This window comes from Corallococcus sp. CA041A (genome assembly GCF_003612075.1).
In the GTDB taxonomy this organism is placed as follows: Bacteria; Myxococcota; Myxococcia; order Myxococcales; family Myxococcaceae; genus Corallococcus; species Corallococcus exiguus.
The window spans coordinates 36,029-46,951 of the sequence record NZ_RAWF01000036.1 but is presented as its reverse complement, the minus strand read 5'-3'; the positions used below and the strand labels follow the sequence as shown (position 1 = coordinate 46,951).

Below are 10,923 nucleotides of genomic sequence, written 5' to 3'. Positions count from 1 at the left end.
GTGTGGTGGGTGGCGTGGTGGGTGGCGTGATCGGCGGCGTGGTGGGCGGTCAGCTGGGTGGAACGGGCACGGACGTGCTGGCGTTCGGCCAGGGCATGACGCGTCCCGAGAAGATCGCGGGTCCGGAAGTGTCCTATACGCGTGAGGCCCTCGAGGCGCGCGTGCAGGGCCTGATGATCGTGAAGTGCGTGATCACGACCGAGGGAAAGGTCGAGCGCTGCCGCACGATCAAGCCGCTCCCTCACATGGAGCAGGCCGTGATGGACGTGCTCACCGCCTCACGCTACAAGCCGGTCACGTTCCAGGGCAGGCCGGTCGAAGTGCAGTACACGTTCAACTTCAACCTGAAGCTGCCGCGCTGATCCAAAGCAGGCAGCCCCGCTTGAGCAGTCCGCCGAACATCACCTCGCGCTCGTGAGGAGGAGCGCTCCACAGCCATGCAATTTACCCTGCTTGATATCTGGCACCACACGGGCCTCTTCGCCCGCATGATCATCTTCACCCTCGCCATCATGTCGGTGGCGTCGCTGGTCGTCATGGCGGAGCGGGTCATCGTCTTCCGCAAGACCCGCTCGGACAGCCGCAACTTCGCCGCCAAGATGGGCGCGATCCTCGCGAAGGGCGACCTGACCACCGCGGCGAACACCAACCTGGGCAAGGACGTGGGCCACCTGGGCCGCGTGATCAACTCCGGCCTGACGGCGTACCGGATCACCCCTGGGAACAAGGACCTGGCGGTGGAGTCCGTGGCCCGCGCGCTGGAGCGCCAGGCGCAGCGCGAGGTGCAGAGCCTCAAGCGTGGCCTGGGCCTGCTGGCCACGGTCGGCTCCACGGCGCCGTTCGTCGGTCTGCTGGGCACCACGATGGGTATCGTGAACGCCTTCCAGCTGATGGCGGCGGCGGGCTCCGGCGGTCTGGCGACGATCTCCGCCGGTATCTCCGAGGCGCTCATCACCACGGCGTTCGGTCTGCTCGTGGCGATCCCCGCGGTCATGGCCTACAACTTCCTGCAGGGCTGGGTGGATGCCCGCTCCGTGGACATCTCCGAGTCCTCCAACGAGTTCCTGGACGTGGTGGCCCGGCACGTGGGCGGCGGTTCGTCGCACGCGGCCTAGTCGTAGCCCCACCCTGGGACGTCCCCACCCATGAGGGCGGTCCGGCTGAGAAGCCGCGCTGCCCCAGGGTGGGCGTTCCTTCCCGGATACAGGTGCACGCATGGGAATGTCAGCAGGCCCCAAAGGGGGCATCAAGAGCGAGATCAACGTCACGCCGTTGGTGGACGTGGTGCTGGTGCTCCTCATCATCTTCATGGTCGTGACGCCCATGCTCCAGCGCGGCAAGTCCGTGGAGCTGCCCAAGGCCACGGAGATTGAAAAAGAAGGCAAGACGGACGCCGATCCGCTGATCCTCTCCATCACCCCGGACAAGAAGATGTTCGTGGAGAACGATGAGGTCGACGAGAAGGGTCTCCAGGAGAAGATCGCCGCGGAGCTGGTGAAGGATCCAGGCAAGAAGATCCTCCTGAAGGGCGACAACGCCCTGAACGTGGGCGACGTGCGCAAGGTGCTGGACACGGCCCGCAAGGCGAAGGCGAAGCAGATCGCCCTGGGTGTGGAGGAGAAGAAGTAATGTCCCGAGGACACAAGCAGCGTCAGTGGGTCAAGCCCGCGTCCGCGCCGAACTCGGAGATCAACGTCACGCCCCTGGTGGACGTGGTGCTGGTGCTCCTCATCATCTTCATGGTGGTGACGCCCCTCCTGGAGAAGGACATCCTCGTCCGCGTCCCGGAGACGGAGGTGGAGGAGAACCAGCCGCCGCCGGAGCCCGATGATCAGCAGATCGTCGTGCAGGTGGACAAGAGCGGCGCCTACTCCATCAACACGGAGCAGATCCCCGCTTCGGACTACATCGCCCGCCTCAAGCGGATGCTGAACGCCAAGAAGCCGGACGAGAAGGTCGTCTTCTTCATGGCGGATGACGCGGCGAACTACGGCAAGCTCGTGGTGGCGCTGGATGGCGCCCGTGCCGCGGGAGCGAAGATCCTGGGCATGGCCACCGAGCTTCCCCAGAACGCGGTCATCCAGGGCACGCTGAACTCGCCGGACGGTGCACCGCCCGCGCCCCCTGCCCCGCCGACTCCCTGATCCACTTCTTCCGTCAGGGCTGACGCGCGGACACGCCGTCACCGATTCCATCCGAAGCCCGCTGGCGTTCCGACGCCAGCGGGCTTCTTCTTTTCAGGCCCCCATGTCCCCGCGCGGGACCCGACGTCTGCCGCGTGGGATGGCCGCGGATGGCCGCCTGTGAGGGCAGCGCGCCGGTACGGGCATTGCTCTCCCCTCCTCCCGTACGGGTTGGAAGGGGGAGACGATGCTGGCGAGGGTGCGGTCGGGTGCATTGATGGGCATCGACGCGGTGGTGGTGGAGTGCGAGGTCGACATGGCCCTCGGGCTGCCCTACTTCAACGTCGTGGGGCTGCCGGAGGGAGCAGCCCGGGAGTCGAAGGTCCGGGTGGTCTCCGCGCTGAAGAACGCGGGCTTCGACCTTCCGCAGAAGCGGATCACGGTCAACCTGGCGCCTGCGGAGATCCGCAAGGAAGGGGCGGCCTTCGAGCTGCCCATCGCGTTGGGCGTCCTCGCGGCGGCGCGGTTGATGGAGGAAGAACCGCTGGAGCGGTACCTCTTTGGCGGAGAGCTGTCGTTGGATGGCTCCATCAAGGCCATCAAAGGGGTGCTTCCGCTGGCCGTGGCTGCCCGGAATGGCGGCTTCCAGGGCGTCATGGTGCCGGCAGCCAACGCGGCGGAGGCGGCTCTGGTGGAGGGCATCCAGGTGCTGTCCGTGGCCCACCTGAAGGAGGCCGTGGGGCACCTCACCGGCAAGGCCCCGCTGACGCCGCTGACGCGCACGGGGACCTCGGTGAGCGGTACTCGCACCGCTACCGCGGACATGGCCGATGTGCGGGGGCAGCCGGAGCTGAAGCTGGCTTTGGAGCTGGCGGCGGCGGGTGGCCACAACATCCTGATGGCCGGGCCTCCAGGGTCGGGCAAGACGATGTTGGCGCGACGGCTGCCAGGCATCCTGCCCGAGCTGTCCTTCGACGAGGCGCTGGAGGTCACGAAGGTCTACTCCATCCAGGGGCTGCTGGGAGACGAGCAGGCGTTGATCCGCGAGCGTCCGTTTCGCGCGCCCCACCACACGCTGTCCGATGCGGGACTCGTGGGAGGTGGCCCCATGGCCCGTCCCGGCGAGCTGTCCCTGGCCCATCACGGCGTGCTGTTCCTCGATGAGCTACCGGAGTTCCGCAAGAACGTGCTGGAGGTGCTGCGCCAGCCTCTGGAGGAAGGCGCCATCCACCTGGCGCGGGCCACCCAGCACATCACCTATCCCTGCCGGGTCATGTTGGTGGCGGCGATGAACCCCTGCCCGTGCGGCTACTTCAACGTCCCCGGGCACACGTGCACCTGCCTCGAGCACCGCATCTTCGGCTACCACTCGCGCATCAGCGGGCCGCTGCTGGACCGCATCGACATCACCGTGCAGACACGGCCGGTGGAGTACCACCATCTCGCCGAGAAGAGTCAGGAACTGCCCAGCCAGTACTACCGGCAGCGAGTCGAGGCCGCGCGCGAACGGCAGCGCGCCCGATTCCACGAGATGCCAGGGGTGCACTGCAATGCCCAGATGCCTTCGCATCTGCTGCGCCGCTACTGCGTAATGTCACCGCCCGCGGAGAAGGCGCTCAAGGACGCGGTCACTCATTTCGGTCTGTCCGCTCGGGCGCATGACCGCATCCTCAAGCTCGCGCTGACGCGCGCGGACCTGGAGGGACACGGACGTATCGAGGACGTGGACATGCGGCTCGCTGTCGATTGCCGGATGCTGGACCGCCGGGGCTGGCTCCACGCCAATACCCGGGGCGCGGTGAATGCGTTACCCCGCACCTCTACTGTCAGGCACCAGGCTTCCGAGAACGGCGGGAGCCGGGGGTTCTCCGTCGGCGACGGCTGACTTTGCACTCGGGAGCAGCGGCTGCACGCTCCGCTCCTCCAGACGGGGAGCGGGGCCGGTGATGATGCGCGCGGACCTGCCGAAGGTCAGGTACGCGTACGCCCAGTTGAGCAACACGGCCAGCTTGCTTCGGAAGCCAATGAGGAAGGTGATGTGGATGAAGAGCCAGGCCAACCAGGCGACGAAGCCGGATTGCTTCACGCGGCGGAAGGCCACGCCCACTGCATGGCCTCTGCCGATGACCGCGTAGGTTCCCCGGTCCCAGTAGCGGAAGGGCTGCATGGGCTGGCCCGCGAGCTGGCGGCGGAGGTTGAGCACCGCGTGCTTGCCCTCCTGCATCGCCGCGGGCGCCACTCCCGGGACCGCGCTTCCGTCCTCCTGATTCACGAGCGCCAGGTCCCCGACGACGAAGATGTCGGGATGCCCGGGCACGGTGAGCTCGGGCGTCACCTGGACGCGCCCCGCCCTGTCCAGCGTCACGCCGAGCGAACGGGCCACGGGCGAGGCCTCCACCCCCGCGGCCCAGAGCACCGTGCGGGCCGCCAGATGTTCAGGCCCCATGTCCACGCCCACGGCGTCGATGTTCGTGACCCGGGTGCCCGTACGGACCTCGACGCCGAGCCCCTCCAGCACCCGGCGGGCCTCCGCCGAGAGGTTCTCGGGATAGGTGGGGAGCACGCGGTCCATTCCCTCGATGAGGATGACGCGCGCATCCCGAGGGTCGATGTTCTGGAAGTCACCCGACAATGAATTGCGGCTGATCTCCGCCAGCGCCCCCGCCAGCTCCACGCCCGTGGGACCCGCGCCAATGATGGCGAAGGTGAGCAGCGCGCGGCGGCGCTCTGGGTCCGGTTCGCGCTCGGCCTGCTCGAAGGCGAGCAACACGCGGCGGCGGATCTCCAGCGCGTCCTCGACGGTCTTCAATCCCATCGAGTGTCGCGACCAGGCGTCATTGCCGAAGTACGAGTGCGTCGCTCCGGTGGCGACGATGAGGAAGTCGTACGCCAGCTCACCGTCCGCCAGGAGGACGTGCTTGCGCGCGGTGTCCACGCCAGTGACTTCCGCGAGCAGCACCTGGACGTGATTGCGTCCGAGCATCGCTCGCAGTGGCGCGGCGATGTCGCTGGGACTCAGTGTCGCCGTGGCCACCTGGTACAGCAGGGGCTGGAAGAGGTGGTGGTTGTGACGGTCCACCATCGTGACGCGAACCCCTGCCTTTCGCAGGTACCGGGCCGCGTAGAGGCCGCCGAAGCCGCCTCCCAGGATGACCACATGGGGAAGGTTCTCACGGGTCGTATTCACGAGAGGAGATGTCACGGCGACGCGCCAGGGTTTCAACGCAAAGCCTTCCATCCCATCAAGGCGGACTGTCACGTCCCCTCGTGTCTGCTTATGCGGAGGTGCCCGCACCTTTGCGCCTTCTCAGCGCATGGGAGACAGGCACGCCGCTCCGCCAGTTCGGACGGCTCCGGCGAACCTGGACGCCCTTGCAGGCCCTTCCGCCTGGAAGCCCGCGCGGCATGAGCGTTGCTCTGCCCAGCGCCGAGGCATCCAGCCCGCAGGGCGGCGAGGGAGGCAGACGAGATGAGCAGGCTGACGGAGAAGTTGAAGGCAGTGGCGGCGGCGGTGGCGTCCATCGAAAAGCAGTTCGGCCGAGGCGCGGTGATGACGCTCGGCGCGGACGCACCGGAGCAGAAGGTGGCGGTCATTCCCACGGGCTCGGTGGGGTTGGACCGGGCGCTGGGCGTGGGGGGCTATCCGCGAGGGCGCGTGGTGGAGCTGTTCGGCAATGAGTCCTCCGGCAAGACGACCCTCACCCTGCATGCCATCGCGCAGGTGCAGTCCGTGGGGGGCATCGCGGCCTTCATCGACGCGGAGCACGCGCTGGACCTGTCCTACGCGCGCAAGCTGGGGGTGCGTACGGAGGAACTGCTCGTGGCGCAGCCGGACACCGGGGAGCAGGCGCTCGAAATCACCGAGCAGCTCGTGCGCTCGGGCGCCGTGGACCTCATCGTGGTGGATTCGGTGGCGGCGCTGGTCCCCCGTGCGGAAATCGAAGGGGAGATGGGCGACGCGCACATGGGCGTCCAGGCGCGGCTGATGAGTCAGGCGCTGCGGAAGCTCACGGGCGCGGTGAGCCGCTCCGGCACCTGCATCATCTTCATCAACCAGATCCGCATGAAGATTGGCGTGATGTTCGGCAACCCGGAGACGACGACGGGCGGCAACGCCCTGAAGTTCTATTCGTCGGTGCGGATGGAGATCCGCCGCACGGGCAACCTCAAGGATGGCGACGCGGTGGTGGGCTCACGGGCCCGCGTGAAGGTGGTGAAGAACAAGCTGGCGCCCCCGTTCCAGGAGGCGGAGTTCGACGTGCTCTACGGCACGGGCATCCACCGCGCCGCCGAGGTGCTGGACCTGGCCGTGAGCGCGGGCGTGGTGGAGAAGTCGGGCAGCCACTTCAGCCTGCGGGGTGAACGCATCGGCCAGGGCCGCGAGCGGGCGTGCGAGTGGCTGCGCGAGCACCCGGATGTCCTGGAGGCCCTTGCTCGCGACCTGGTGGGAGCGACCGCGCCCTCCGTGCCGTCCGCGGACTCCGCGGCGGCCTAGGTCGCGGCCTGGAGTGCATCCAGCGAGAGGGGGAGCTCCCAGTGGCGTTGGCCCGCGCGCAGCACCAGTCGCCCTTCGGGGCTCTCTTCCAGCATCTCGCCGAACTGGTACTGCGCATCACGAGAGAAGCGGGCCTTCGCCCTGCCCTGCTTCACGCGGCAGGTGAGGACTCCGTCCGGCGTGAGCTGGAGCGACCCCAGGTCCAGGGCTTCGGCCGTCCGGTCGCTCAGACGCAGGGACACACGCTCATCCGAGGTGACGTCCACGGTGCGGACCTCGTAGGCCGCGTCCTCCACCTGGACGTAGCACCAGTCCGGGGCGATGCGGAGCTGGTAGCGCCCGTCGTCATCCAGGACCAGCGAGGCGTTGAAGAGTTCGATGATCTTCGGGTGCTCGATGGGCTCGTCGTCGTGCCACCAGCGCAACGCCGCATCCAGACGGATGCCGCTGTCCTCACGGGTGTGCCAACGCTTGCCTGGAGGGGGCTGGCCAGTGGGAGGTTGCATGTCGCCCTTGAGGTGCGGGTGAGGTCCGGCGGATTCAAGCCGCCGGAGCCTGGAGGCCTACCAGTTCCGCACGAACTCCGTGTAGCCACGAAAGGCCACGGCGCCCCAGAAGTTCACCAGCACGCCAAGCGCCAGCACGGCGATCACCGCGCGGTTGCGCAGCGACCATCCTCCAATGGCGAAGAGCAACAGCAGATAAGGCGTGTAGTCCAGGCTGAACCGGAAGCCGAACTGCATGTAACCGGTGTTCTGGTAGAAGAGCCCCGGCAGCGCGCACACCGCCACGGTCAGCCACAGGGACCAGTGCAGACGGGGACGCGTGCGGGGGACCAGCAGGAACACCAGCAGGGGCAGCGTGAGCAGCAGCGTCAGCCCATGCGGGTCGTACGACAGCCGCGGCGGAGACAGCGACACCTGGGGCAGCTTGAGGAACGCGGCCTGGAGGTTGCGCGACAGGTACTCGATGTTGAAGAGCCCGAAGCGGTCGATGTCTACGTTCACCCGGTTGTTGAAGAGGTACGAGTGACCGAACTCGCCGGGCTTGCCGAAGCGGTAGACGTTGTACGCGGCCGCGAGCGCGGCGAGGGGCGCGGCCCCCGCGCCGAAGAGGGCGAGCTTGCGGAGGGCGGGCTTCCACGCGGTCGGCAGGGCCTTCAGTTGGGCCAGCCGGTCCGGCCCGGGGCAGAGCGCCTCCAGGACGAAGAAGAGGCCCGCGAACACCAGCGGCGTGCGGGTGAGCACGGCCATGGAGAAGAAGAGCCCCGCGAGCACGGGACGCCGCGCCTTGACGGCGTTGCGCACGTACAGACACGTGAGCGCCACGCCCATCACCTGCGCGCCAAACCAGACCTCGCCCCGGATGGCGCAGTAGAAGAACAGCGTGCCGAAGGCGAGCACCAGCGACAACACCACGTTGTCGTCGCGGTTGCGCTCCGTCTCCCCTTCCTGCGCGAGGAAGCGCAGCAGCGAATAGAAGAGCGCCACCGCGAGCGCGCCCACGAAGACGCCGAAGGACGTGTCGTTGAACTTGTAGCCGTGCAGCGCGACGAAGGGGAGCATCACGACCGCGGGGAAGGACGGGAAGCTGACGAACCAACGGTCATCGCGGAGCGGGCGTCCCTCGCACCGCACCTTCTGTCCGTCCACCAGCCGCACGCAGGCCCAGTCCTCCAGGTTGGGCAACACCTGCGGATCCACGTCGAGCCGTCCCTCCAGCCAGGACTGCGCCTGGTAGATGAAGTGCGGCGCGGCGCTCTGCCGGAGGAAGCGCTGCGAGCTGAAGCTGGACAGCACCGCGAACGCGACGAGGAACAGCACCACCTCCACCCGGTAGGCGGACAGCCACAGGCGCACCGCGCTCCGCACCGGATGCACTCCTGCTCCGGCCGGCGACGTGGGGGGGCTGGTGGATTCCGTCGCCGCCGCGGGGCTGGCGAGCGGCGCGGAGGACTCGGGCGTGGCCGAGACGGGTTCGCCCGCGGTGGCGGGGCCCGGGGGCGCCGTGGACGGCGCTTCCGGGTCGGAAGGACGGGGACGCTTTGATTTGGAGCGACTCATGGCGACACGGGGGCGGCGAGCAGGTGCAACCTCAACATTTCCAGCACGTGGGATGCGGCGAACAAGCGGACCCGGTCCCGGTCACCCGCGAGCGAGATCCGCTCGCAGCGGGGCTCCATTCCAGGGCCGGACAGGCCGCAGTACACGGTGCCCACGGGGTCCTCGGGCGTGCCTCCGCCCGGGCCTGCGTAGCCCGTGACGGACAGGCCGAACGTGGCGCCGCAGGCGGCGCGGACTCCCTCCGCCATGGCGAGCGCCGTCTGGGACGACACGGCGCTGTGCTTCGCGAGGATGTCCGGGGGGACGCCCACCCAGGCGGACTTCATCTTCTCCGAGTAGGCGACCGCCCCGCCGATGAAGACCTGGCTGGAGCCCGGCACGGCCGTGAGTTCCTGCGCGACGAGGCCGCCCGTGCAGCTCTCCGCCACCGCCAGCGTGTGACCGCCGCGCGCCAGCATGTCGAGGAGCACGGGTGCGTATTCGCTGCCATCCGCGCCGTAGACGTGCGTGCCCAGCACCTGCCGGCATGCGGCCTCCGCGGCCGCGAGCGCGGCGTCAGCCTCCGCCTGCGTGGGGGCCTCCGCCATCAGCTTCAGGTGGTTCTCCGGTGCGTGCGTCCGGAAGCCGAACACCACCCTGGGGTGGCTGGGGGCCAGGGGCATCACCCGCTCGTTCAGCACGGACTCAGGCAGGCGCACGGTTCGCAGCAGGCGAAAGGCCCGGAACGTGCGACCCGATTCGGCGGCGAGCCAGGTCCGCACGCGCGGCAACACCTCTCCGTCCACCAGGGCGCGGTACTCTCGCGGAACGCCTGGCAGGAAGAACAGGTGGGCGCGGCCCAACTGCTGGATGACCAGTGGCGCCGAGCCCTGGGGATTGCGCATCGGCTCGGTGCCCGTGGGGATGCGCGCCATGCGCAGGGCGCCCGGATTCATCGTCATGCCCCGTGCGGCGTAGCGCTCCTTCAGCCAGCCGAGCACTCGCGCGTCCTCTTCCATGGACACGCCCGCGGCGGCGGCGGCGCACTCCAGCGTGAAGTCGTCCGCCGTGGGCCCAAGGCCTCCGGAGACGATGACCACGTCCGCGCGCGCCGAGGCTTCCAGCAACGCGCCCGTGATGTCCGGACGCACGTCGCCCACTACCGTCACCCGTGCGACCTTCACACCCAGGTCGAAGAGGCGGGCTTCCAGGTACGTGCTGTTGGTGTCCGTGATGAGGCCGGTGACGAGCTCGTCACCGGTGCACAGCAGCTCGACGCGCATGGGCCGGGCATCCTAGCGGCCGACACGGCCCGCGTCCCGCGCTTGACTGCTCAGAGGAACGCGGGACCGTCGTCCGTGGCGTTGGCCTCGGAGTCCTCGTCGTCGTCCTCGTCGAGCCCGGCCGCCACCGCCACCGCCGCGACGGCGCCGACCTTGCGGGACGCCAGCCGGCTGCGCACGGAGACCGCGGACTCCACCAGCCCCATGACCAGGTACGCGGCGAAGTACGTCACCAGCACCCAGGCCGGGTGGAACTGCTGGGCGATGAACGCGCCCGTGAGCGCCATGACCATGAAGACGAGCGCCGTCTTGCGGCTGGGACGCGCGTCCTTGAAGGTGCGGTAGCGCACCGTGGACACCATCAGCAGCGACAGGGCGCCCACCGCCACCGCCACTGGCAGTCGCGCGCCGTCACCGAGCGCCTCGCCCTGGCTGGCCACGTGGTGGGAGATGATGAGGGAGACGAGCACGCCAGCCGCCAGCGGGATGGGAAGCCCCACGAAGAAGCCGCCGCCACCGCCGTGCGGGTTGCGCATGGCGAGCACGTTGAAGCGCGCCAGCCTCATGGCGCCGCAGGCCATGAACGCGAAGGAGATGAACAGGCCCCAGAAGCCCATGGGGGCCAACGCCCACTTGTAGACGAGGAGCGCCGGCGCCGCGCCAAAGGACATGACGTCCGCGAGGCTGTCGAGTTGCATGCCGAAGTCGCTCTGCGTCTTCGTCAGGCGGGCCACCCGTCCGTCGAACCCGTCGAAGAACATGGCGAAGAGGATGGCCAGGGCCGCCTGGTACAGCTGCACCGGTTCTGCCTCACCCGAACACAGGGTGATGGCGTAGAAGCCACAGAAGATGGAAGTGACGGTGAAGAGGTTCGGGAGCACGAACATCAGTTTCCGCAGCTTCATCGTTCCCTCGACTTCCCCAGGTGGTCGGCTGCCCATGCGGCAGAAACGGCGAGGGAACGGACCTTAGCAGGGTTT

General features: G+C 68.5%; 11 protein-coding genes. 6 read left to right on the top strand and 5 right to left on the bottom strand.

The features are described 5' to 3' along the window. The 5 genes from D7V77_RS09395 to D7V77_RS09375 form a co-directional block, all read left to right on the top strand. On the top strand, positions 1-362 hold a 362-nt coding region (locus D7V77_RS09395; RefSeq protein WP_147452026.1), incomplete at its 5' end, for an energy transducer TonB. Between the two features lie 75 nt (positions 363-437). Continuing rightward, positions 438-1,115: a MotA/TolQ/ExbB proton channel family protein gene (locus tag D7V77_RS09390; RefSeq protein ID WP_120575935.1), complete on the top strand. Its 678-nt coding sequence runs from the start codon at positions 438-440 to the stop codon at positions 1,113-1,115. Positions 1,116-1,215: 100 nt separating this feature from the next. Continuing rightward, positions 1,216-1,629 carry a biopolymer transporter ExbD gene (locus tag D7V77_RS09385; RefSeq protein ID WP_014394198.1) on the top strand — a complete coding sequence of 138 codons (414 nt, stop codon included), beginning with the start codon at positions 1,216-1,218 and terminating at the stop codon, positions 1,627-1,629. Continuing rightward, positions 1,629-2,144 (top strand): biopolymer transporter ExbD, encoded by a 516-nt coding sequence (locus D7V77_RS09380; RefSeq protein ID WP_120575934.1) that lies wholly within the window; start codon positions 1,629-1,631, stop codon positions 2,142-2,144. The genes D7V77_RS09385 and D7V77_RS09380 overlap by 1 nt, the downstream gene beginning before the upstream one ends. Positions 2,145-2,370: 226 nt before the next feature. Next, positions 2,371-4,008 carry a YifB family Mg chelatase-like AAA ATPase gene (locus tag D7V77_RS09375; protein ID WP_120575933.1) on the top strand — a complete coding sequence of 546 codons (1,638 nt, stop codon included), beginning with the start codon at positions 2,371-2,373 and terminating at the stop codon, positions 4,006-4,008. On the opposite strand, the gene D7V77_RS09370 is transcribed toward D7V77_RS09375, so the two are convergent. Beyond that, on the bottom strand, positions 3,931-5,310 hold the full coding sequence (locus D7V77_RS09370; RefSeq protein ID WP_120575932.1) for an NAD(P)/FAD-dependent oxidoreductase: 1,380 nt from the start codon (positions 5,308-5,310) through the stop codon (positions 3,931-3,933). The two genes, D7V77_RS09375 and D7V77_RS09370, sit on opposite strands and share 78 nt — an antisense overlap. A gap of 282 nt (positions 5,311-5,592) precedes the next feature. On the opposite strand from D7V77_RS09370, the gene recA reads away from it, so the two are divergent. After that, positions 5,593-6,618 carry a recombinase RecA gene (gene recA / locus D7V77_RS09365; protein WP_120575931.1) on the top strand — a complete coding sequence of 342 codons (1,026 nt, stop codon included), beginning with the start codon at positions 5,593-5,595 and terminating at the stop codon, positions 6,616-6,618. Here recA and D7V77_RS09360 read toward each other — a convergent pair. The 4 genes from D7V77_RS09360 to pssA are packed head-to-tail and all read right to left on the bottom strand — an operon-like array spanning position 6,615 to position 10,848. Continuing rightward, on the bottom strand, positions 6,615-7,124 hold the full coding sequence (locus tag D7V77_RS09360; protein WP_120575930.1) for a DUF1285 domain-containing protein: 510 nt from the start codon (positions 7,122-7,124) through the stop codon (positions 6,615-6,617). The two genes, recA and D7V77_RS09360, sit on opposite strands and share 4 nt — an antisense overlap. A 57-nt stretch (positions 7,125-7,181) precedes the next feature. Continuing rightward, positions 7,182-8,681 (bottom strand): hypothetical protein, encoded by a 1,500-nt coding sequence (locus tag D7V77_RS09355; protein WP_120575929.1) that lies wholly within the window; start codon positions 8,679-8,681, stop codon positions 7,182-7,184. Next, positions 8,678-9,943, bottom strand: coding sequence for a CinA family nicotinamide mononucleotide deamidase-related protein (locus D7V77_RS09350; protein WP_120575928.1), 1,266 nt, complete (start codon positions 9,941-9,943; stop codon positions 8,678-8,680). Before D7V77_RS09350 ends, D7V77_RS09355 begins: the two co-directional genes overlap by 4 nt. Positions 9,944-9,993: 50 nt before the next feature. Continuing rightward, a complete protein-coding gene (gene pssA / locus D7V77_RS09345) occupies positions 9,994-10,848 on the bottom strand; it encodes a CDP-diacylglycerol--serine O-phosphatidyltransferase (RefSeq protein WP_120575927.1) in 855 nt (284 codons plus the stop codon). Between the last annotated feature and the right edge of the window lie 75 nt (positions 10,849-10,923).

Excerpts from the sequence above, each read along its gene's own strand:
- D7V77_RS09390 (WP_120575935.1), top strand. The coding sequence starts at position 438 with ATGCAATTTACCCTGCTTGATATCTGGCACCACACGGGCCTCTTCGCC.
- D7V77_RS09385 (WP_014394198.1), top strand. The coding sequence starts at position 1,216 with ATGGGAATGTCAGCAGGCCCCAAAGGGGGCATCAAGAGCGAGATCAAC.
- D7V77_RS09380 (WP_120575934.1), top strand. The coding sequence starts at position 1,629 with ATGTCCCGAGGACACAAGCAGCGTCAGTGGGTCAAGCCCGCGTCCGCG.
- D7V77_RS09375 (WP_120575933.1), top strand. The coding sequence starts at position 2,371 with ATGCTGGCGAGGGTGCGGTCGGGTGCATTGATGGGCATCGACGCGGTG.
- recA (WP_120575931.1), top strand. The coding sequence starts at position 5,593 with ATGAGCAGGCTGACGGAGAAGTTGAAGGCAGTGGCGGCGGCGGTGGCG.
- D7V77_RS09360 (WP_120575930.1), bottom strand. The coding sequence starts at position 7,124 with ATGCAACCTCCCACTGGCCAGCCCCCTCCAGGCAAGCGTTGGCACACC.
- D7V77_RS09355 (WP_120575929.1), bottom strand. The coding sequence starts at position 8,681 with ATGAGTCGCTCCAAATCAAAGCGTCCCCGTCCTTCCGACCCGGAAGCG.
- D7V77_RS09350 (WP_120575928.1), bottom strand. The coding sequence starts at position 9,943 with ATGCGCGTCGAGCTGCTGTGCACCGGTGACGAGCTCGTCACCGGCCTC.
- pssA (WP_120575927.1), bottom strand. The coding sequence starts at position 10,848 with ATGAAGCTGCGGAAACTGATGTTCGTGCTCCCGAACCTCTTCACCGTC.